The organism is Propionispora vibrioides (assembly GCF_900110485.1).
Lineage (GTDB): Bacteria > Bacillota > Negativicutes > Propionisporales > Propionisporaceae > Propionispora > Propionispora vibrioides.
This window is the reverse complement of the sequence record NZ_FODY01000038.1, coordinates 1-21,677: the sequence shown is the minus strand read 5'-3', so window position 1 is coordinate 21,677 and position 21,677 is coordinate 1. Positions and strand designations below refer to the sequence as shown.

General features: G+C 37.6%; 20 protein-coding genes. 16 read left to right on the top strand and 4 right to left on the bottom strand.

All coding sequences use genetic code 11. The annotated features are described in order from the left end of the window. Nucleotides 1–11 precede the first annotated feature (11 nt). On the bottom strand, nt 12–587 hold the full coding sequence (locus BMW43_RS19725; protein WP_091751963.1) for a cysteine hydrolase family protein: 576 nt from the start codon (nt 585–587) through the stop codon (nt 12–14). Nucleotides 588–707: 120 nt separating this feature from the next. Between BMW43_RS19725 and BMW43_RS19720 the strand changes: the two genes are divergently transcribed. The 4 genes from BMW43_RS19720 (at nt 708) to BMW43_RS19705 (ending at nt 3,216) form a co-directional block, all read left to right on the top strand. Next, entirely contained in the window at nt 708–1,316 is a 609-nt protein-coding gene (locus BMW43_RS19720) for a TetR/AcrR family transcriptional regulator (protein ID WP_091751960.1), read from the top strand. A gap of 985 nt (nt 1,317–2,301) precedes the next feature. Continuing rightward, the gene (locus tag BMW43_RS21290; RefSeq protein ID WP_177173697.1) at nt 2,302–2,472 is read left to right on the top strand and encodes a hypothetical protein; all 171 of its coding nucleotides are present in this window, start codon (nt 2,302–2,304) and stop codon (nt 2,470–2,472) included. 93 nt (nt 2,473–2,565) lie between these two features. Beyond that, entirely contained in the window at nt 2,566–2,745 is a 180-nt protein-coding gene (locus tag BMW43_RS19710) for a hypothetical protein (protein ID WP_091751954.1), read from the top strand. 219 nt (nt 2,746–2,964) lie between these two features. Further along, complete coding sequence (locus BMW43_RS19705; protein ID WP_091751951.1) at nt 2,965–3,216, top strand: RNA recognition motif domain-containing protein; 252 nt, start codon at nt 2,965–2,967, stop codon at nt 3,214–3,216. Nucleotides 3,217–3,674: 458 nt separating this feature from the next. On the opposite strand, the gene BMW43_RS19700 is transcribed toward BMW43_RS19705, so the two are convergent. After that, nucleotides 3,675–4,538: an AraC family transcriptional regulator gene (locus tag BMW43_RS19700; protein ID WP_091751949.1), complete on the bottom strand. Its 864-nt coding sequence runs from the start codon at nt 4,536–4,538 to the stop codon at nt 3,675–3,677. Nucleotides 4,539–4,696: 158 nt separating this feature from the next. Between BMW43_RS19700 and BMW43_RS19695 the strand changes: the two genes are divergently transcribed. The 3 genes from BMW43_RS19695 (at nt 4,697) to BMW43_RS19685 (ending at nt 8,136) form a co-directional block, all read left to right on the top strand. Then, nucleotides 4,697–5,890, top strand: coding sequence for an MFS transporter (locus BMW43_RS19695; RefSeq protein WP_091751946.1), 1,194 nt, complete (start codon nt 4,697–4,699; stop codon nt 5,888–5,890). Nucleotides 5,891–6,045: 155 nt separating this feature from the next. After that, entirely contained in the window at nt 6,046–7,284 is a 1,239-nt protein-coding gene (locus BMW43_RS19690) for an MFS transporter (protein WP_091751943.1), read from the top strand. A gap of 141 nt (nt 7,285–7,425) precedes the next feature. Continuing rightward, on the top strand, nt 7,426–8,136 hold the full coding sequence (locus tag BMW43_RS19685; RefSeq protein WP_091751940.1) for a CTP synthase C-terminal region-related (seleno)protein: 711 nt from the start codon (nt 7,426–7,428) through the stop codon (nt 8,134–8,136). A gap of 375 nt (nt 8,137–8,511) precedes the next feature. Here the strand turns inward: BMW43_RS19685 and BMW43_RS19680 are convergent, their stop codons facing one another. Further along, nucleotides 8,512–9,435, bottom strand: a complete 924-nt coding sequence (locus BMW43_RS19680) for an AraC family transcriptional regulator (protein WP_177173696.1) — start codon at nt 9,433–9,435, stop codon at nt 8,512–8,514. Nucleotides 9,436–9,877: 442 nt separating this feature from the next. Here BMW43_RS19680 and BMW43_RS19675 point away from each other — a divergent pair, with 442 nt between their 5' ends. From BMW43_RS19675 to BMW43_RS19635, 9 genes are all read left to right on the top strand, one after another. Further along, on the top strand, nt 9,878–10,981 hold the full coding sequence (locus tag BMW43_RS19675) for a Gfo/Idh/MocA family protein (RefSeq protein ID WP_091751934.1): 1,104 nt from the start codon (nt 9,878–9,880) through the stop codon (nt 10,979–10,981). 78 nt (nt 10,982–11,059) lie between these two features. Beyond that, entirely contained in the window at nt 11,060–11,533 is a 474-nt protein-coding gene (locus BMW43_RS19670; RefSeq protein WP_091751931.1) for a C-glycoside deglycosidase beta subunit domain-containing protein, read from the top strand. Beyond that, nucleotides 11,526–12,656 carry a sugar phosphate isomerase/epimerase family protein gene (locus BMW43_RS19665; protein ID WP_091751929.1) on the top strand — a complete coding sequence of 377 codons (1,131 nt, stop codon included), beginning with the start codon at nt 11,526–11,528 and terminating at the stop codon, nt 12,654–12,656. Before BMW43_RS19670 ends, BMW43_RS19665 begins: the two co-directional genes overlap by 8 nt. A gap of 95 nt (nt 12,657–12,751) precedes the next feature. Then, nucleotides 12,752–13,825 carry a Gfo/Idh/MocA family protein gene (locus BMW43_RS19660; RefSeq protein ID WP_091751926.1) on the top strand — a complete coding sequence of 358 codons (1,074 nt, stop codon included), beginning with the start codon at nt 12,752–12,754 and terminating at the stop codon, nt 13,823–13,825. 38 nt (nt 13,826–13,863) lie between these two features. Beyond that, complete coding sequence (locus BMW43_RS19655; protein WP_091751923.1) at nt 13,864–14,601, top strand: amidohydrolase family protein; 738 nt, start codon at nt 13,864–13,866, stop codon at nt 14,599–14,601. Nucleotides 14,602–14,871: 270 nt separating this feature from the next. Continuing rightward, on the top strand, nt 14,872–16,071 hold the full coding sequence (locus BMW43_RS19650) for an MFS transporter (RefSeq protein WP_091751920.1): 1,200 nt from the start codon (nt 14,872–14,874) through the stop codon (nt 16,069–16,071). A gap of 402 nt (nt 16,072–16,473) precedes the next feature. Beyond that, entirely contained in the window at nt 16,474–17,838 is a 1,365-nt protein-coding gene (locus BMW43_RS19645) for an MFS transporter (RefSeq protein ID WP_091751917.1), read from the top strand. 164 nt (nt 17,839–18,002) lie between these two features. Continuing rightward, nucleotides 18,003–18,917 (top strand): sugar phosphate isomerase/epimerase family protein, encoded by a 915-nt coding sequence (locus BMW43_RS19640; RefSeq protein WP_091751914.1) that lies wholly within the window; start codon nt 18,003–18,005, stop codon nt 18,915–18,917. Between the two features lie 150 nt (nt 18,918–19,067). Next, a complete protein-coding gene (locus tag BMW43_RS19635; RefSeq protein ID WP_091751910.1) occupies nt 19,068–20,930 on the top strand; it encodes a beta-glucoside-specific PTS transporter subunit IIABC in 1,863 nt (620 codons plus the stop codon). Between the two features lie 541 nt (nt 20,931–21,471). Here BMW43_RS19635 and BMW43_RS19630 read toward each other — a convergent pair. After that, nucleotides 21,472–21,677 (bottom strand): ATP-binding protein (locus tag BMW43_RS19630; protein ID WP_177173509.1); only part of this gene is annotated, 206 nt, incomplete at its 5' end.

Below are 21,677 nucleotides of genomic sequence, written 5' to 3'. Positions count from 1 at the left end.
GGTTAAAGATTTTAATTGGAAGTTAAGCTGTTGGTCCAATCGTTGACCGTAAGTACAGCCGCCTGACGGGGAAACACTTTTTCAGTGAGCACGCGGTGGACTTCAGGATCGGGATCAAAACATGCATCGGAAAGAACGGTAAGAATATAATCTTTATCCGCTGCTTCCCGTAAAGTGGATAGTATTACACCGCTTGTAGCTATACCACTGAGAACAAGCGTATCAATTTGTTGTGAGCGCAGAATGATTTCAAGATTGCTGCCTGCGAAGGCACTGACGCGGTACTTGGTCACAACAGGTTCATTTGGCAGGGGATGAATTGTTTCATGAATTTGCGTTGCTTCATCAGATACCGTCATTCCACCGTATTTAGGCAGTAGTGAAAATGACTTGTTTTGGGGACTGACTTCGGGATAACCTTCGCTAAAGCCGACTCTGACAAAAATAACCGGAATTTGATTTTTTCGTGCAGTTTCAATCGCTTTTTGAACTTGAACCAATACGTTCGTATTTTCGCCGAGGCGTGATACAATACCGTTTTGCATATCCATTACCAGTAGTGCGGCGTTATTAGTTTGGTTTTGCATGATTGTAAACTCCCTTTCTATCGGTTATTATTAAGTGGAGATATCTCCCTTTTAATAATAAGCGGAGATGTCTCCACTTGTCAATGGGATTAGAATTAAACTTTAGAGGTGAAGAATCGAATGAATGGAAAAGATATAGACCGCGCTCGTCCCGAACGTCGTGATGCGGCGGAAAACCGTCAGCGAATATTGAATACGGCGCTTAAGTTGTTTGAACAAAATGGTGTTGAACAAGTTAGCATGAATCAAATTGCCGCTGAAGCACAAATCGGTCCCGGAACCCTCTATCGCCGTTATAGAAATAAAAGTGAATTATGTCTAGATTTAATTAAAGATAATATTGTCCTTCTTTTTGACATTATTGATGAATACCTGGAGAAGAACCGGAATGATCCTCCGGGTCAACGGCTTAAAGGAATACTTCACTTGTTTATCCGTTTTAGAGAGAAACGGGCACAATTGATTAGCGGGGTTGAGGAGTCCCCTGCAACCAACTCACTTAAATCCTCTAAGCGAAGCCCCTTGCATGAGGACTTGCATCAATTATTTGTGGCACTATTTGATGAAATGAATGCTGACAAACAAGGGCATAATCATCCGAACAGCAGCTTTAAAGCGGATATGCTGTTGGTGGCTTTAAGTAAAGATTCCTATTTGTTTCAAAGACATGTACGTGATTATACGCCCGAGATGTTTTTGGAACAACTCTGCTTGACGTTTATTGATTGATTGGAGGAATAGGCATTGTCTTAATAGTACAATTCCAATATATAATAGAATGAAGGTACCTGTTGACATATTGAGAAAAATAGTTGGCTGTACGATTAATGGGGACGGTACTGATGATTCTGAAACCATCCCCACGTGCTCTTCCTGCGTGCTTTTTTATTTTCGGCCAAAAGAATTTGGTTAACGCAAAGATAGCTTTGTCACTCTTAGCCTATAACTTAAGACGAATCATGAGCATACCTGGAGTTGAAGAAATCTTGAGAGGGCTAGGGAAAAACCGTGAGCTAGTGCTTGTATAAAACATGGTCTCTTTTATGGATTCCCCAATTGGTCAGAATTGATTAGAAAAAACGATCAGTGTATAAGTGGGGATTTATAGTGAATTTTCACACAGTCTGACGCCCCTTTGATACTCGGTAGGGGTGTACTTGTTTTTATTGGCCCTTGTTTTTGATTCAGGTCGCTCATTGACAATAATTGGTATTCGTGTTAAAATATAACGAAGTGAGTGTCCTTACAGCAACTACGGGTTTTTCAGTCTCGCAAGAATGTTGGGAATTTAGTTTTCTGAGATATTTGCAAGTTGTAAGCCGGTTCAGACGGTAGTCGTTTTTTGTTTACATGAGTTGACCGATTTCGATTGTCCGAAAAGAAAGTTAATTCCGTTCCACTTAATGGTTTATTCTGTCAAGTGAAGAATGGCTGTAAGGATGCTCGCTTAAAGAAAGAGAAGGGGAATTCCTTCTCTTTTTAATTACACTTTAGCAAGTTCTCAGGTATGAGAAGGTCTGAAATCCAAAACTGCCCGTTATGCGGGTAGATTCAAGAGCTGCCTCCGCTCTTTTAAGTAGATGGAACATGATTGGCTAGGCTATTTAAGGGTATTTGAGGTAAAGTTAATATAAGGAAGGAAAGAAGTGAAGAAAAAGGGGAATGCTATTATCGAATCTGATCATCATAATAAGTTCCCCCGGAAGGAGTAAATATGAAAGATATCAATGAGATAACCCCAACAACGTCTGAGGCGCCGTCCGATGTTCTCGGCGAAGTCTTGATCGAAGAGAAAAAGAAGAAAAATCTTGATGAAATGATTGAGAATTTAAACAAGGACAACCCGGCGAAAAACCAGAAAAGGAAATACCGGGGGGTTTTTTAGTCTCTGGAGTCAAATTCCCGGTATACTTATTTTCAAATAGTCTGTATTAAATTCTAATAAATAAATGCGCGCTGGGTGGAAAGGGGCTAAGTTATGACAGAAATAAATGGGTTGAAAACCTATACTCTATCTCCTAGCGAAATTGAAGCACTTCTGTTAACGGATTTTGGCGGAAAACTTCAACCTGTTGACGGTGTAAAACTGTCCAGACAAAAACAACAACAGGCCAAAGCGGCAGTATACAAAACGAGATTTTCCAAACCAAACACCTAATTTTATGGTAGTCAATCAGATCCTGAATCGAATCTTTGTGAAAGGCTGGAAACTGTCCGGCCTTTTATTTTTCTATATAATCAAATGGGCTGTGTATGGACTTTTCTGGATTTTTGGCACTCTTCCACATAAAGGAAGGGATAAGTAATACCTAAGCTACAGATAATGTAAGTAGTGGTTGCATTAGTTATTTTAGCAGAAAAAAAGGTGGTTTTATTTATGTCGAAAACTCTTTATGTCGGGAACTTACCTTGGCAAACAACTGAAGATGACCTTGCGGATGTCTTTCGGCAGCACGGCACGGTCATATCTAGTAGAATTGTTACTGACAGGGACACAGGTAGGGCAAGAGGGTTTGGTTTTGTTGAAGTGGACGATGCGGATGCTGAGAAAATGGTGGAGGCAATGAATGACACTGAATTAGGCGGACGACGTGTTGTAGTGAATGAGGCTAGGCAAAGACAGGGCTAATTAGATGTATCTTATACCCGGTGGGCGCTAAATCATTCGCAGGACAAGCCAAGTTTTTGTTGGGGATGATTTCTACAGAAATATATTGGAAAGTCAGCAATCAGACTCTCTGACTATCTGACTATCTGTGTATAGTGGCTGAAGCCTCTGCTGCCCCAAAGCAGGTATAATAAAAATCAGCAACTAGGTTCTCAAGTATTGTGAGGACCTAGTTGCTGATTTTCTAATATGCGACGGAACGAAAAATATTTATTGGCGTTTGGGATCAATCAAACAAGGAATCTAAAATATTGTCCTAATAGTAGATGAATGCTCTGTAGCAGCCTGCTTCCACGTCTGAGAACCGGCTGATTGTAAACCTGTAATAGACGTCTCCACCATGCAAGTCGGGAAAATGCAAAAAAGCCGCTGCCTAAATTGCTTCTCCTCTCGGAAAGGTCAGCCGGGTTTTCATTTATTCAATAGTTGTGATAATCTTTCTGCATATTTGTAGGTGAGATATGATTATATTTTTTAAATATACGGCTAAAATAGTTGCTATCGCTAAACCCAACAAGCTGAGCCACTTCACCGACTTTCAAATGATGCTGCTGCAGGAATCTTTTCGCCTCATTGATACGTAGCTGATTGATGTACTCAATGGGCGGCATACCGATGATGCTTTTAAACAGCCGACAAAGATGGTGGGGAGTTACATTAGCCATTGCGGCTAATTCTTTCAAGGTGATTTTTTGCTGATAATGGTTATCGATATATTCTAATAGTAGACGTAATTGGTGCTGCTGTCTGTTTTTTACTTCGTTAGTGACACGAACGGTATGCCGCCGCAATAGTGAAACAAGAATATGATAGGCTTCAGCCTTAATCATTAACTCGTAGCCGAATTTTTTTTGTTCATATTCACCAATTAAGTTTGTGACCTGACGAACAAGATCTTCGTCATTTTCAATCTTATTTTGGAAATAAATATGATTTTCTAATAAAGGAGTAATATATTTAGTCTGACAGACGTCTTCTTTATAACTTAGCAGGAAGGAAAGGTCAATAATAATATAGGATTCGATAAGATGGTTGCAACAGCTTTCTAAATAATGAATGTCGGTGGGATTGATAACGACTAAGTCTCCTGCCTTAACCGGGATCGGCTGAGAGTTACAATGAATAATAGCCGTTCCCTTTTCTATGTAGAAAATCATAAATTCTTCATGCCAATGCTTTTTTAAAAAAGCTCCATGCTCACGATATTCTGTACGTCTTATTTTTATTGGAAAGTTACTTTTTATATCCTGATCAATCATTTGACCGCTGTCTGTGATAATCATTAGATAAATATCCCTCCTTTTATGTAAATATCAATATTATGCTTGATTCGATCAATATTATTTATGGAATAATTGGAATTGTATATTATAATAAGTATAGCATAGATATTTATCAAATCAATATTGTCCTGGTGTGGTGACTGAAGGGTGGTTTTAATTTGAATAGAAAATTTATTTACTTATTATCATTGGCACATTTATCTAACGATATTACTATTGGGGCCTTACCGGCTATCTTACCTTATTTTGTTTCCCAGTATGGCATGGATTATAGTGCAGTGGCAGGCCTAATGTTTGCTTCCTGCTTTTTATCGTCTGTGGTGCAGCCGGCGTTTGGCTGGTTGGCAGACCGGCAATCGCGAACCTGGTACATATCGTTAGGGGTTTTGCTATCTGGGGTAGCTATGGGAATGGCCGGACTGTTTAAGAATTACTGGGCTATTTTTACAGTAATAACGCTTAGTGGAATCGGCAGTGCCATTTTCCATCCGGAAGCGGCGCGACTGGTTAACGCGGTTTCAGGCAATAAAAGAGGAACGGCATTAAGTATCTTCTCAGTTGGCGGTAATAGCGGGTTTGCCATTGGACCTGTGCTGGCTGTTGCGGCTATTACGCTGTTTAGTATGAAAGGTACCGCGGTATTATGTGTTGTGGCAATTATAATGGCATTGATATTAATGATTCTTGTTCCAAAGATGAAAGCAGAAATTGCTCAAGCAACCGTCTCAGGAAACGGTATGGCTGAAAAGGCTACCAGGCAAGAAAAAAATGGCAGGAATGACTGGGATGCATTTATAAAACTAACCTTATTGATTGTATGCAGTTCCATAGTTGTCTGCGGATTAAGGAGTTTTATTCCGCTTTATTGGATAGCTGTTTTGGGACTTTCCGAGGCAGCCGGGGGCTCTGCATTAACACTGCTGTTTACACTTGGGGTAGTGACGACATTAATTGGAGGAATGCTGGCAGATAAGTTTGGCTATTTGAAAGTTGTTCAGATAAGTTATGCACTTTTGGCACTAATGGTTGCACTTTTATCGCAGACAACAAATGCAGTAATCGGGTATATACTAATGGTGCCGATTGGATTTGCCATGTTCTCACCCTTTAGCTCAGTTGTTGTTTTGGGTCAAAGTTACTTAGCACGCAGTATTGGCTTTGCTTCCGGCGTTACCCTGGGGCTTTCGTTCAGTGTCGGTGGCATAGTTGTTCCGCTGATTGGCTGGTTTGCTGATAAGAATGGCCTGACGGCTACGATGGAACTGCTGACAATGTTTGCCGTGCTTGCTGTCGTATTTTCCTTCTTTTTGCCAAAACCGGAAATAGCACCAAAAACAGAAATGGCTAAATAGACGATATCACGCTTCATAAATATAGGAATGACAACTTCATTCAACAATTCCATGCTGCCTCTACCTATACATAACGGATTTATGACCCATTACATATTAGGTGGAGGTTTTTATTTAATTTATAGGACTAATTAATGTGAAAGTGAGAGTATAATATGAGCACTACCGATGAGGCTAAAAGTAGATTCAGTAATCCTTTTATAGCACTAAAACATAAAAATTTCCGATATTATTGGATCGGGATGTGTGTTTCCTTAATCGGTACCTGGATGCAAAATATAGCGCAACCATGGTTAGCCTATACTTTAACTAATTCCCCGTTTCTGTTAAGTTTAATTGGAATACTTCAATTTACGCCCATGTTGTTACTGGCCTTGTTTGCAGGAGTTATTGTAGATAAAGCTTCCAAAAAGAAAATTTTAATATTTACTCAATCAGCTTCACTGGTCATTACGCTAATCCTTGCCATTTTAGTATGGACAGGGAAAATCCAATATTGGCATATCTTGCTTATGGCTACCGCCATGGGAATTGTTAATACGATTGATATGCCGTCGCGGCAGGCCCTGGTTATCGAGCTTGTGGGTAAGGAAGATTTAATGAATGGAATTGCCTTAAACTCTATGGCCTTTAATTTGGCAAGAATTATCGGTCCTGCAGTTGCGGGGCTGGTTATGGGATATGTCGGCCTGGCGGCTTGTTTTTTTATAAATTCCATTAGCTTTGCAGCAGTCTTGGCAAGTTTATATCTTATTAAATTAAAGCCGGCAGAAATAAAGCCTCAAAATAATTCTGATGTATGGGAAGAAATTAAAGATGGCCTTACATACATTTATCATAAGGATAGTCTTTTATATACGATAATCATCTTGACTATAGTAGGTACGTTTGCTCCGAATTTTAATGTGCTCGTTCCTGTTTTCGCCAAGGAAGTACTGCATCAAAACGAGGCAGGCTTTGGCATTCTTATGTCCTTTTTGGGAGCGGGATCATTTTTAGGCGCCATGTTCATCGCTACCTTAAGTAAATCAGGCCCTAAAAAATTTATTATTTATGGTGTACCTTTTATTATCGCTATGGCGTTAATTGTTACTGGTTATATTGATGTTTACTTATTGACCGGACTGTCTCTGGCAGTTACGGGTTTCTTTTTTATTATGTTTACTTCCAGTGCGAATTCAACGTTACAGCTTAATTCAAGCAATGAATATCGTGGCAGAGTCATGAGTGTATACACGTTGGTCTTTGCCGGAACCACACCGTTTGGAAATTTTTACGCCGGATTATTTGCGGAACATTTTAATGCAAGAGTAGGCTTTGCGGCTTGCGGTATGATCATCATTGTGCTTATGCTTCTTTTATATATGTGTGTGTGGAAAAAAAGGATTTTTTGACACAAGGCAGGGATTTGCTTGTAAGGCTTTTTTTGGTTGGAGCAATTTAACCGGCAGTAAGGAAGCGGAAATGACCGCAATATGATATAATGATGCCCATAAAAACATTGGCAGTAATTTACATGGAGAGAGGAATATTCAATGATAAAGGTAGGAATTATTGGAGACTTCGATGAAAATAAGCCTTCCCATGAAGCTACTAATAAGGCATTACAGCATTGTGCAAAATATTTACAACTAGACTTGGAATTTATGTGGTTACCGACTGTAGCTTTAGAAGGGGACATTAAAAAAGATATTTGCGGTTTTGATGCATTTTGGTGTGCACCCGGAAGTCCCTATCACAGTTTTAAAGGAGCAATAAACGCGATACGTTTCGCAAGAGAAAATAATTATCCTTTTATCGGTACTTGCGGCGGGTTTCAGCATGCAATTATGGAATATGCGCAAAATGTATTGGGAATAGCTGAAGTCAATCATGAAGAATATAATCCAGATGCTTCCACTTTCTTTATTTCAGCTCTGTCTTGCTCACTTTTAGGAACAACAAGGAAAATATACTTAAAGGAAGGAACCAAAATCCAAAAAATTTATGGGGAAGCTGAAATTGAGGAGCAATACAATTGTAATTTTGGTCTGAATGTTCATTTTCAAGATACTTTTGATAAAAGTGGCCTTCGTGTGGCAGGAGTCGATACCAACGGTGAAGTCAGAGTTTTTGAATTGTCCCCCCATCGATTTTATGTTGCAACACTTTTTCAGCCGCAGCTTAGTTCAACGCCTCAAACCCCTCATAAATTAATTGTAGAATATCTACTGGAAACTCAGAAGTTTCATAATGAGCACAAGTAAAAGTCACTTAGGTGACAGTCAGGCAAATGCTGAATACTACAAGATTGATATACGAAATGTTACAGGCGAGCATGCACTGTAACCCGAAGAGTTAAATAATTACTTTTTCGAAGGATTTTGCGGGCTTATTTGTTTCTAACAATTCTAAGTGGCTGCAAGTGAAAACAAAAATAAACCCAGATAATACCTGATTTATCTGGGTTTATCCTATGGATAGCAAAGGCAGTAAAATGGAAATGGTTATTTGTCTACTGGTAGACAAATAACCATTTTTTGTGTTTAAGAATAGTGGAAAAAATCGTTTGATTGATAACGATATATTTTTTGCAGTAATAGGAAAGTTATTGCTTACAAATAGTCATTAGTAGATCTACGTCAAGTCAGCTTAACAGATGAATGTATATTGCCAGATGAATCGGAATCTACATTCATAAAAAAATCTTTTAACGATGTCCGATATTGTTTTGGAGTCATTCCAATGTTCTTCTTAAACAAATATGAAAAATAAGAATCACTTTTCAACCCTACTAATTTGCCTATTGTTTGAATAGATAAATCGGTTGAAGATAATAGTAAACATGCTTCTTTTATCCTTCTAACAGTTATAAATTCTGAAATTGTACAGTTCATCTCTTCTCGAAATAGATGAGAAATATGGTAGGAAGATAGATGCAGATCTGAAGCAAGCTGATCAAGTATGAACTCTTCTTTATAATGTGCTTCAATCCAATCCAAAGCCTTTTCTATATGTCGCAAATATCTATTTGGCGATGAAATTTTTTCTGAATTTTGAGGAATTACATCTCTTAGACCTTGTAAGAATGAAATTAAGAATAATATAAATTCCTCACGCATGTTATTTAATTTTACAATTTTTGATCTTTGATTAAATTCAAATAGTAACTCAGGTATCTTATGATTATTGCTTATATCAAACAATGGTTGCTGGAGTTTTCCTTTATATAAATATTTAAAAAGAGAATAAAGAGAAGAGAATGGCTTGAGAAATTGATCTACAGATTCAGGAGAGAATAAAAGCATGGTTCTAATATATGGACATTGCTGGTTTATAGAAATATTGATTTTATGCAGTTGAAAGGGTTGGAAACAAATTAGAGTTTTAGGTTTAATTTGGAAAATTTTTTGATCAATGATCATACTTCCATATCCTTGATAAATATACAGGAATTCCAAGCCTTGATGAGCATGAAATTTTTCCCACTGCTGCTCATCGGTTTTGGTTTTAAAATCAAATCTAAATGGATTAAAACCAAGATATCTATTTTCAATTAGTCTCATCTTACTCTCCATATTCCGCAATTTAGCTATATATTATCACAACCCTTAAATAGATACAAATACTATAATAAAGCTAAACCAAGTGGTCAAATTCAATTGCCTTTAATTCTAAAAGTGAAAAAATAGGTAAGTTTTAAATGGTAATTACCGTCTAGCAGCATCTGCTTTTCCCAGAACGAGGAAATGAATTTCATTAATGTAAGAACAAAAAAATTTGAAAACCTTAATGTAATTTAATAATGCTGCTGAAAATGAATCTGCAGCAGTCTTGTGTTGTGCTTAGTATTTTTTTCGAAGGACTTGACTTTAGAAATTACTATGGTTTTGCTTATTTTAATCACCCGGCAATGGGTATAAGGAGAATTAAAGAAGGATATTGACAATTGAATTTGACAAACAGCATAGCTCAAAAGATAAAAAAGTAGCTTAGGGGGTATTTATTATGGAGAAGGTTAGGATTGGAATTATCGGTTGCGGTGGTATCGCAAACAATAAACACATGCCGTCACTTACAAAATGCGATGCAATGTGTGAATTGGTTGCATTTTGCGACATTATTGAAGAAAAAGCCGTTAAAACAGCAAATAAGTTCGCACCCAATGCAAAGATTTATACTGATTACCGTGAATTACTGGCAAATGAAGATGTAGATGTCGTACATGTATGTACGCCCAACATATCACATTGCCAGATTACAATTGATGCATTTGAAGCAGGCAAACATGTGTTGTGCGAAAAACCTATGGCGCATACTACGGAAGATGCGGAAAAGATGATTAGGGCGTGGAAGAAGTCAGGTAAAAAATTTACGATTGGCTATCAAAATAGGTTTAGGCCTGAAGTTCAGATGCTGAAAAAATGCGTTAACAATGGAGATTTGGGTGAAATCTACTATGGAAAAGCACATGCTGTTCGAAGAAGAGCAGTTCCTAACTGGGGCGTGTTTATGGATAAAGAGAAACAGGGGGGCGGTCCTCTTATTGATATTGGCACCCATGCGCTTGATATTACTCTCTGGATGATGAATAATTACGAGCCTGTAAGTGTTTCAGGTACTACTTTTTATAAACTGGGTACTATGCCTGAGGCTACTGAGGGGAATATGTGGGGCCCCTGGGATTACACTAAATATAAGGTGGAGGATTCTGCCTTTGGTTTTGTTAAAATGAAAGATGGTTCACTCATTAACATTGAGGCATCATGGGCATTAAACGTACTTGAATCAAGGGAAGCTTCAACGACGCTGTGCGGTACAAAAGCAGGGGCGGAAATCCGCTCAGGTATGAGTCATCCTGTGGATAATTTGATTTTTAACCGAGGCAGGGCAGGAATGTTAGTGGAGGAATCATTAACTGCAAAAGGCAATATTGCCTATTTTGAAGGGGTAAATGCACCGCCGGGGGTTTTAGAGGCCAGACAGTGGCTTACAGCAATTATTGAAGACAAGGAACCATTGGTAAAGCCTGAGGAGGCACTTGTAGTTACTAAAGTTCTTGATGCAGTTTACCAATCGGCAAGAGAAGGAAAAGAAATCATCTTTAAATAAATGTTGGTTTAGTTTTTTGTTTACACACGCTAAAATACTTTAATTCAAAAGAAAGCAAGTTATAGGGAGGCGTAGATTTTGTTAGATAATTATCTTGTTAGGCTTGACAGTCTGGAAAATGTATATAAGGATAGCAAGGTCGTCGGTTTTAAATTTGCAGCCAGAAATGCAAACTATAGAGGTGTTTTTCTCTCGCTGCATAATGGCTATTATATAAAAATGGATGGAATCGTATATCCAAGAGAAAAACAGAAATTTGAAATTAATGGACAGCCACCTCGCGATTTCGAGGAGATAAAGAAGGCAGTTGTTGAACACTGGGACTATGATGATGAAGGAATAATCTACGTTGAGAAAAAGGGAGGATTGCCCTCGGGTAAACATATTTTAGAGTTCCAGCAATCCGTCTTGGCGGCTTACGGATATATGCCGACAGATGAAGAATGGGTTAAAAATCCACCGGTCCCCGGGTCAGGAGCCGGTTCAGACAAAACAGTATCCATTGTTACTTTTGAGCTGGAATTGAATGAAGGAGGTCTACAACATGTATGAAATAAAGCGAGGTGTATCTTTTTATAGTTACCAGCAAACGCAGTTTTTCAAACAATTGGATTTAGAAGGACAGATCCGGGAAGTTACAACAAACCTGGATGGGGCAGACGGCATTGAGATACTTGATGAACAATCTCTTAGAAGATATCCCAACCCCACCGAAGAATTTATTGAACAATGGCATGTATGGCTTGATAAATACAAAGCGGTTCCGGTAACAATGGACGTTTTCATGGATGTATTGCAGTTTCGCGATCATGTGATGACATATCATGAGTGCGCTGAAAGGTTGAAGGGAGATATTCGATTAGCTAAAAGACTTGGGTTTAAAAATGTAAGAACTTTGTCCACTGTCCCTATAGAAATAATTATTGAGGCATTGCCTGTTGCAGAAGAACTCGACATTAGAGTGGGAAAAGAAATACACAATCCAATTCCTTTGAATGGAACGTATGTTGATGAAATCGTTGAATATGTAAACCGGACAGGGACAAAACATTTAGGAATTATTCCTGATATGGGAATCTATCAATATCAACCTTCTGAGGTAGCACTAGAGTGGATGATCCGCCATGGCGCAAGTAGAGCTTCTACCGAAGTTCTAACTGAGGCATGCCTTGATATTCGGGCGAATAAAGGTCCTTTGGGTAGTATGGATCTGTCACTGGCGAGCGCCGGTAATGTTGAAGTGAATTTCCGGAAATATCTAAATACCGGTGTGATAGAAAAATACTTCAAAGAACCATTCGATGCGGTAGTGGCGTTAACTAACTCAAGAATAAAGAGTCCAACTAAAATGGATTATGAAGTTGTGCTCCAAGCGTTGCTGTATTCCCGCACTAAACCTGAAGATATGGGAGTTGTAATGCCATACATTATCAGTATACATGGGAAATTTTTAAACATGACCGAAATCCCTGGTCAGCCAGGAGAATATGAGGATAAATCCATTGACTATGATGGCCCTATTTCTTTTCTGAAAAAGGCTGGATATAAAGGCTACATCAATTCGGAGTATGAAGGACAGCGCAGATTCCAGGATCTGCCGTATGAACAACTGGCAGATGAGATTGATCAAGTACGTAAACACCAAAAGATGCTGAAGCGATTAATCGAACAATAATTGAAATGAAAGAGCAATATCTAATAATTAGGTGCTATATATACTAGGGCGGGTCGTGGGCCCGCCCTAGTATAAGTAGAAGGAGAGTTGACTTTATGAATTTAAAATATGCGGTAATTGGATACGGATTTATTGGCAGAAGGCACGTAAAGACTTTAAAAAGTTTTGCAGAATCAGATTGTGTGGCTGTGTGTGATATTAACCCATTAAGGCTCAAAGAAGTTAAAGAATTATATCCTGAAATTGCGGTCTATGATAATGCCGATCAGTTATTCGATAAAACAGATGTTGATGGTGTTATCATAGCTGCAAATAATAATCAGCACAAGGATTTGGTTATTAAAGCAGCAAGAGCAGGAAAGCACATAATTTGCGAAAAGCCGGTTGCTATGTCTGTAAGAGATTTAGATGAAATGGTAGCAGAAGTAGAAAAAGCAGGAGTTACATTTACTGTACATCAGCAGAGGAGATTCGATAAAGATTTTCGAAGTGTCAAAGAGTGCTATGACCAAAAAATGGTGGGTGATATTTATATCATTAAGAGCTCGCTTTATGGATTTAATGGCAATATGCATGATTGGCATGTATTTAAGGAGGAAGGAGGAGGTATGCTCTATGATTGGGGTGTGCATTTAATAGACCAGATTTTATATATGGTGAATAGCCGTTTGATTTCTGTATATGCAGACATACGTAATGTAATTAATAAAGAAGTAGATGACTATTTTAAGATTATTCTTAGATTTGAAAACCGGGTAACCGCTGAGATTGAGCTTGGAACATATATTCTTTCTGATCGTCCGAACTGGTTTGAACGCCATTGGTATGTGGGAGGCAATAAGGGAAGTATGTATGCCGATAAATTTGATCCCAGTGGGAAAATTGTCCGTACAACAAGGCTTTTAGAAAATGTGCCGGGAGATCAGGAAAAATCAACGGCTTCTTATGGCCCGACACGTTCTTTTGGCATACCGGAGCCGGGGCTGCTTATTGTTGAGGATATTCCCCAGGTGGATTGTGAGCAGATGGATTATTTTACAAACTATTTTAAAGCAATAAAAGGTGAAGAAGAGTTTTTAGTAAAGATACCGGAAGTCAGACGGGTGCTTTCTGTTATGGAAGCATGCTGGAAATCTGCCAGAACAATGAAGAGTGTTGATTTTGAATGATTTATGGGAAATAAAAAGAAGGGAGAGAAAATCAAAAAATGATTATAGATGCACATGTACATATAGCAACATCAGAGGATGAAAATCCAAGAGCTAGAGTGGAGAATGTAATTAGAAAAATGGACCAAAATGGAATTGATAAGGTTGTCTGCTTTCCTTTTGCATCAGGAATCGGAAAACAGAAAAAAATGGCAGAGCTTATTCGGCCTTATGAAGACCGTTTCATTCCACTGGCTTTTATTAATCCCAATGATGCGGATGCAAAAGAACAATTGTTATACTGTCTGGACGAATTAGGATTTAAGGGAATGAAACTTCACCCGTGGTTTGGAAATTTTAGTGTAGGAAATATTGAATTATTAAGACCTCTTTTTGAAATTTTAAATGAAAGGGAACTTTATACGGTTATTCACTGCACATCTGAGGATTACCGTGTACATCCGTTGATGTTTGAACGCCTTGGCAATACATTTCCCAGGGTGATTATTCAGATGGCACACATGGGAGAGGTTATGGCTGGTGAGTATGCCATTGAAGTGGCTAAACGAGTTCCCAATGTTTATTTAGATACTGCAATTACCTCTTTTATGGCGGTGGTTCATGTACTGGAACAGTGTCCGGACAAAGTATTTATGGGATGTGATTATCCATTTTACCAGTTTGAAATGGAGATTCAAAAACAGAGGTTGGCAGCCGAAGATTTAAATGATTATGAGGGGATGAAAAAATTAATGGGAGGCAATTTTTCTAGGGTATTCCATTTAGATGAAAAATAATCTTCGAGCCGAATTTACGCTATGTAAATTTAGCAATTTGGCCAGCTCATGGTCATCTTTTTCTAAGAAAGTAAGGAACCACGATAATACTTTTGGGTCTATCCCTGATTTTGTGTGAGCTTAAAAAGAGGAAATAGTTTCTTAGGGGCAAAGCAGTTAGATAGGCTGTTGCCCCTTTGTTTGCGATTATATGGAAAACAGCCTAGCCGCCAAGCTAAGCTGGTCGGTTAGCAAAATATATATCCGGTTAGGAAAGAGAAGGTGTAATGAATGGATAAGAAACCATCGTTGTGGACTCTGAGTTTTACAGGTATGTGTTTAAGTTGTTTTTTTCAGTTTATGACGCATTATGCATTAATAACGGCATTACCGATATTTGTGGTTGATGTCTTGAAGGAAGATAATCATGCCGTTGGACTTGCGGTTACTTTTTTTCAAATAGGTGCCGTCGCATGCCGGCCATTCGCCGGTAAGTGGATTGATGAACTTGATAAGAAATTTTTTCTATTAATTTCACTTGCGTTGTTTTTATTGACCAGTGTTAGTTATATAGGGGTACAAAGTATTTTGATTTTGTTGATTTTACGATTGTTTCATGGAATTGGATTTGGCATGGGAACTACTTCTACATCGACAATAGCAGCAATAGTTGCTCCTGAAAGCCGTAAAGGAGAAGGAATCGGCTATCTTGCTATGTTCACTAGCCTTGCTATGGTTTTAGGACCTTTTATGAGTTTGACGATTGTCCTTCATTATAGCTTTACAATATTGTATGGCGTTTGTGGCGGGATGGCTCTCCTGGCGTTTCTTTTCGGAATGTTCACTAAAGTTTCTGGCTCTAAACCTGAAACCAAAGAAAAACTAACAAAATCAACGAGTTGGAGGGATTTTATTGAACTAAAGGCACTGCCGGCTGCAATAACTGGTTTTTTACTTGCACTTGTTTATGGTGGAATATTGGCGTTTGTTCCAACTTATGCAAAAAATCTTGGAATAATAGAGACAGCTAGTGCATTTTTTGCACTGTATGCCATTGCTATTGTAGTACCCCGGCCTTTTATAGGGAGGCTATTTGATCAAAAAGGAGCTAATTATATTATTTATCCCGCTATGATTATATTTACAATCGGCATGGTTGGATTAAGCCAAATACAAGATTCAACTGGGTTTTTAGCAGCGGGATTAGTTATTGGTCTCGGGTTTGGCGCATTGCATCCATCGTTTCAGGCTATGGCAGTAAACACATGTCCAAATCAGCGTAAGGGACTAGCAACAGCGACTTACTTTTTGTTTTTTGATATTGGCATTGGCGTAGGAGCGTATGTATTAGGATTAGTTGCTTCATATACAAATTATTCTACAATGTATCTACTATCGTCTGCTATAATGATGGTTAATCTTTTTGTATATTATCTTTTAGGCCGCAAAAAAGATAATATTTTGATTAAAGTTTCTAAATTAAAAAAGTAGAAGAGAATAAGAGAATATAAGTTTGATATAAATTACGGAATAAGTGGCAGACACTTTCCGTAAAGCAGGATTCCGGAATGGGGTCCTGCTTTTTTATTATCTCTCGGGAAATCAAGCATTACTTTCATTTCGCAATTTAGCGACATATTATCACAACGCATAAATATATAAAGATGCTACAATGAACTTGCATTAATGCAATAATAAATTAGCAAGGCTAGGAGGGACGGGCAAAGAAAAAACAGTTATTTCGTTTGGGAAATAATGCGCTTATTTAAGGTGCAATGGTGATTAACGTAATAAAGAAATAAATTTTTTTAAGAATATATTTCTGAACATTTAAAATAATTTCTATCTAATAAATTATTCAGTTAAAAAAATAATTGGCAAAGGAGTTCGAAAATGTCTATTAAAAACTTTTTGGATGAAAGTAAATTTAACAATTTTCACTTAAAGCTATTACTATGGTGTGTATTTATTATTACTCTGGAAGGATATAACTTAGCTGTTTATGGGTCTATTATACCGCTAATAATGAAAGAATGGACACTGTCACCTACTGATCTAGGGGTCATTGGAAGTTATGGGATTTTTGGTCTGATGAGCGGCGCTATTGTTCTAAGTCCTTTTTCAGAGAAATTTGGTCATAAAAAAGTATTGATCTTTTCATTCGTTAGTTACACTGTTTTTATTACTATTTCTGCGTTTGCTCCCAATGCTCAGATTTTCGCTTGGTGCAGATTTTTGGGGGGGATTGGATTCGGTGGTGCCTTACCAATAACAGTTGGTCTATTATCAGAATATGCGCCTAAAACAATAAAGAACGTAGCTATTACGCTTGCTTTGTGTGGATACCAATTTGGTGGCATACTTGCACCTTTAATGGGTATTGTATTTATCCCTATAACAGGATGGCGCTCTATTATATGGTTTGCAGCTATTCCATTGCTGTTACTGCCTATATTAATTAAGAGCATACCGGAATCAGCTCGGTTTCTTATTAAAAGAGGAGAATTTGCTGAGCTTGAATCAACACTGGCTAAAATAGATGCAAACTACAAAAATAGGATAACTGATGAAGAATACAAATTATATGATAAAAATGAGGCTGCTCTTGAAGAAAATAATGGGAAAGTACCGCTTATTGCATTATTTAAAAACAATTTGGCCTTAAGTACAGTCCTATTTTGTATTATGTATTTCATGGGAATATTGGTGATTAACTTTTTAATTACGTGGCTGCCTGGCCTTATGGTATATCAAGGACTGTCGTTATCACTTGGTTTATATGTTAGTATTTTTCTTAATGTAGGTACGGTAATCGGTACAGTTGCCTGGAGTACTTATGCTGATAGAAAAGGACTAAGTAAAAAACTGTTAATTTTGCTTTATATTTTAGGCGCTGCTTCCCTCGGTTTCATGGGAATGCCCAGTAATGTCATTATTTTATTCTTACTCATAGCCTTAACAGGATTTTTCTTCTTTGCTGCTCACAGTTTACTTAGTGCCTTCGTATCGCAGTATTATCCTGATAATGTTCGTTCCACTGGAGTGGGTTTTGGTCTTGGGATTGGTCAACTGGGCGGAGTGATAGCGCCTACATTGGGGGGAGCCTTAATAGCTTATGATGTGCCTATTAGCAGTTGCTTTATGCTGTTTGCTTTACCTGGCATTATTTGCACGATTGCGTTATTAATCGTAAAAAAAAAGAGTAAAGTAGTGACGGTAAATCCAGCTCAAAGCAATATTTCTCCAGCTAAGACCTGATAAGAAACTTTCAGTTGAGTACGATCCCGTCAAAGTCCTCTCTCCTAGTGCAATATAATATATCGTTTAAAAATGTTTATCGTTACTAAATATGTTGTTGAGAGAGTCTTTAACGGGATCCTGCCCGATTGAATATTACAAAATATTAATAGGAGATGTTGAAAATGAAAATTGGATTAAACAGTGCTATTTTGGCAGATTTAAATTTTGAAGAAGTAATAAATTATGCAAGTGAAAATGGTTTTTCCTGTGTAGAAATGATGTGTTGGCCAGTAGGTAAGGCTGAAAGGCGATATGCAGGAGTAACACACATTGATGTATCAGATATGGATGTAGAAAAAGCCGGATACATTAATAGTTATGCAAAATCCAAGAAGGTTGAAATTTCAGCCTTAGGATATTATCCTAATCCATTAGATCCAGATAAAGAGAAGAGACAGTTTTACATAGAGCATATTATGAAGATCATTACCGCTGCGAGTATCTTGGGGGTAGATACTGTCACTACTTTTATTGGTAGAGATAAAGATAAGACTATAGAGGAGAATCTTATAATATTTGAGAGCGTTTGGACTCCCATAATTCAGTATGCTGAAGAAAATAATGTGAGAATTGCGATAGAAAATTGCCCGATGTTATTCACAAATAATGAATGGCCAGGAGGATTAAACCTTGCAACAACTCCAAGAATTTGGAGAAAAATGTTTGAGTTAATACCAAATGCTAACTTTGGGTTAAACTACGATCCATCACACTTCGTTTGGCAGCAAATGGACTATATAAAACCTATATATGAGTTTAAAGATAGAATTTTCCACGTACACATTAAAGATATAAAGGTATATAAAGATAAACTTGATGACGTAGGAATTATGGCTGTACCACTGCAATATATTTCGCCTAAATTACCAGGTCTTGGCGATGTAAATTGGGGTAAATATATTTCTGCGTTAACAGATATTAAATATAAAGGGGCAGTATGCCTTGAAATTGAAGACAAAACTTTTGAAGATTCTTTAGAATCAATAAAAAAAGCAATAACAATAAGTAGAAATTATACGAATCAGTTTCTTCTATAAAGAATTGTACTAAATTAGTTTATGGCAAAAAACATAAGAACATTTCCTTAGTTGGGAGAAGTGAAGCATAACAAACCAGTGGGGATGTTCTTATGAATAGAAGGGTAAAAATAGATTAGCTATACATAGAAATTGGAGATGGAGGAAATAATGACAAATCAAGAATTGGCAAAGGAGATACTTAAAAATGTAGGAAGTGAAAGCAATATCAATTCATTGATCCATTGTGTTACCAGACTAAGATTTAATTTAAAAGATAATGAAAAGGTGAATAAAAATAGTATAGAAGATCTTGATGGCGTGTTGTGTGTTGTCGAAAGTGGAGGACAATTTCAAGTTGTAATTGGAAATACGGTTGGTAATGTTTATCAAGAATTTATAAAACTAACTGGTCTTGTAGATGAAAACAGAGAAATAAGTAAAGAAGTGACGGACAGCAGTAGGATAGGTTATAAAGCTCTTGATTTAATATCAGCCATATTTGCACCTGTTTTAGGTATATTGGCAAGTGTTAGTCTTCTTAAAGGGCTGTTGGCAATAGCTGTATATTTAGGCTATATATCAACCAACAGTAGTACCTATCAGATTTTACATGCAGTAGAGGATAGTGTGCTTTACTTTATGCCTATATTAATAGCTTTCACTGCAGCAAAGAAATTTGGCGCAAATGAGTTTATCGCACTGGCCTTAGGAGCGACCTTGGTTTACCCTGGAATTAATTTGATTGGTAAAAATGTGGGCAGTGATTTTTGGGGAATTCCTGTTAAAGGGATAGACTATTCCTTTACTTTTATTCCGATAGTCATAGCAATATTTATATTAGCGAAATTTGAAAAGTTGTTAAACAAAGTAATGAATGAAAATTTGAAGTTTTTTTTTACACCTTTAATTTGTTTGATCATAATGGCACCACTAACGTTTATAGTAATTGGTCCTATATCAACAATCATAACTAGAATAATAGGTATGGGATATAATTTCGTATATAATCTAAGCCCCATGTTATTAGGCGGTGTAGTAGGCGCTTCTTGGCAGGCATTGGTTATTAGGGGGATTCATTGGGGTGTTATGCCAATAGTTATAAACAATCTGTCGTTATATGGAGCAGATACTTTTTTGGCACTTGCCATATCTGCGAGTTTAGGTCAAGGCGGTGCAGTGTTAGGGGTATTATTAAAAACTAAAGATAAGACAGTTAGAAAGGTTGCTATATCTACCATACCAACAGGGCTATTAGGTATTACTGAGCCAAGTATATATGGGATAACGTTAAAATATAAAATACCATTTATCTGTGCATCAATCGGAGGAGCAGTGGGAGGAGCAATTGCAGGATATTCAGGCAGCGCAACTATGGGATATATTATTCCAGGATTCCTAACTTTACCGGTATATTTTGGAAAAGGTTTTGAAGGGTTATTGATAGCGGTAGTTACATCCTATATATTGGCCGCGGTATTATCTTTTATAACTTTTAAAGATCAAGAAGAAGTGACTAACAGTGTAATAGAAAATAGTATAAATAATGAAGCTAAGGAAAACACCGGGAAAACAATTAAAACAGAGATTATCCAAAGTCCTCTTGCCGGCGAAGTTAAGTCTTTGGAAGAGGTACCGGACGAAGTTTTTGCTGCCGGTGTTCTTGGGAAGGGCCTTGCCATCAACCCCAGTGAGGGGAAAGTCATAGCGCCGGTCAACGGTACAGTTGCAACACTTTTTCCCACAGGCCATGCTATTGGGCTTATTACGGAAAAAGGAACGGAAATTTTGATCCACATAGGTATTGATACCGTTAAATTAAATGGACAGTACTTTAGTACAACGGTAAAACAAGGAGATACCATAAAAAAAGGACAAGTTCTTATCGAATTTGATATGGTCAAGATTAAGAAGGCTGGATATTTGCTCATTACTCCTATCATCATTACTAATTTCCAACAGTATTCAGAGATTAGTATAAGCAAAGAAGGTAAAATTTCTTATCAAGAAGATCTCATCACTTTAGTTGTATAGAAACTTTTTTGCTGAAAAGTGGATGAAAGTGGTTTCAACTTTTGAATAAAAATTGTATCTATACAAGTAATGCAATGCAACAGGAAACTCAATCGTATAATTTGCTGAAAAAAGTGTACTTTCAGAGACCTCTTTTGAAAAAATTGATATGCAGCTGATATTGGGGCCCTATCGTTTTAGGTTTTTTTGCGAAGTATACGATTTGTTTTCATTCATATGAATAAGTTTAACAATTTTAATAGTTGGAATATTTACAATTAATAAAATATGTGATTCTGTGATTAGTTATCATGGTTTTGAATAAGAGGCGCCCTTGGTTTAAAACCATTTCATAATAAATACAAGTAAATAAATATTAAAATATTAGGAAGGGGCTTCGTTGATGCAAAAGGTGTTAAAGTGTGCTTAATCCGGCCAATTCGGCCGGCAATCCGGTCACATTCGGGCACCGAATCCGGTCGGATTCGGCCACCTCGTGAAGTATTTTCAGTTTAACAAAAATCATTCAGTAGTTACAGTCGTAATATCCTCATTTTAGTCTCTAGGGCTCATTCGGGTTACGCTTCGATGGCCCGGAAAGTTCGAAACGATAGGAGTTGTGAACGAGCCGATCAAGCACGGCATCGGCAATTGTACTGTCTTCAAACAGCCCATGCCACTCTCGGACCGGAAGTTGCCCGGAGATGACGGTGGATCGATATCCAAATCTGTCTTCCACCACTTCAAGCAAGTCCCGTCCGGAGACCG

Coding starts and splice junctions, on each gene's coding strand:
- BMW43_RS19675 (WP_091751934.1), top strand. CDS start 9,878: ATGGAGAAGGTTAGGATTGGAATTATCGGTTGCGGTGGTATCGCAAAC.
- BMW43_RS19660 (WP_091751926.1), top strand. CDS start 12,752: ATGAATTTAAAATATGCGGTAATTGGATACGGATTTATTGGCAGAAGG.
- BMW43_RS19685 (WP_091751940.1), top strand. CDS start 7,426: ATGATAAAGGTAGGAATTATTGGAGACTTCGATGAAAATAAGCCTTCC.
- BMW43_RS19650 (WP_091751920.1), top strand. CDS start 14,872: ATGGATAAGAAACCATCGTTGTGGACTCTGAGTTTTACAGGTATGTGT.
- BMW43_RS19645 (WP_091751917.1), top strand. CDS start 16,474: ATGTCTATTAAAAACTTTTTGGATGAAAGTAAATTTAACAATTTTCAC.
- BMW43_RS19710 (WP_091751954.1), top strand. CDS start 2,566: ATGACAGAAATAAATGGGTTGAAAACCTATACTCTATCTCCTAGCGAA.
- BMW43_RS19705 (WP_091751951.1), top strand. CDS start 2,965: ATGTCGAAAACTCTTTATGTCGGGAACTTACCTTGGCAAACAACTGAA.
- BMW43_RS19635 (WP_091751910.1), top strand. CDS start 19,068: ATGACAAATCAAGAATTGGCAAAGGAGATACTTAAAAATGTAGGAAGT.
- BMW43_RS19725 (WP_091751963.1), bottom strand. CDS start 587: ATGCAAAACCAAACTAATAACGCCGCACTACTGGTAATGGATATGCAA.
- BMW43_RS19680 (WP_177173696.1), bottom strand. CDS start 9,435: ATGAGACTAATTGAAAATAGATATCTTGGTTTTAATCCATTTAGATTT.
- BMW43_RS19655 (WP_091751923.1), top strand. CDS start 13,864: ATGATTATAGATGCACATGTACATATAGCAACATCAGAGGATGAAAAT.
- BMW43_RS21290 (WP_177173697.1), top strand. CDS start 2,302: ATGAAAGATATCAATGAGATAACCCCAACAACGTCTGAGGCGCCGTCC.
- BMW43_RS19700 (WP_091751949.1), bottom strand. CDS start 4,538: ATGATTATCACAGACAGCGGTCAAATGATTGATCAGGATATAAAAAGT.
- BMW43_RS19640 (WP_091751914.1), top strand. CDS start 18,003: ATGAAAATTGGATTAAACAGTGCTATTTTGGCAGATTTAAATTTTGAA.
- BMW43_RS19690 (WP_091751943.1), top strand. CDS start 6,046: ATGAGCACTACCGATGAGGCTAAAAGTAGATTCAGTAATCCTTTTATA.
- BMW43_RS19720 (WP_091751960.1), top strand. CDS start 708: ATGAATGGAAAAGATATAGACCGCGCTCGTCCCGAACGTCGTGATGCG.
- BMW43_RS19665 (WP_091751929.1), top strand. CDS start 11,526: ATGTATGAAATAAAGCGAGGTGTATCTTTTTATAGTTACCAGCAAACG.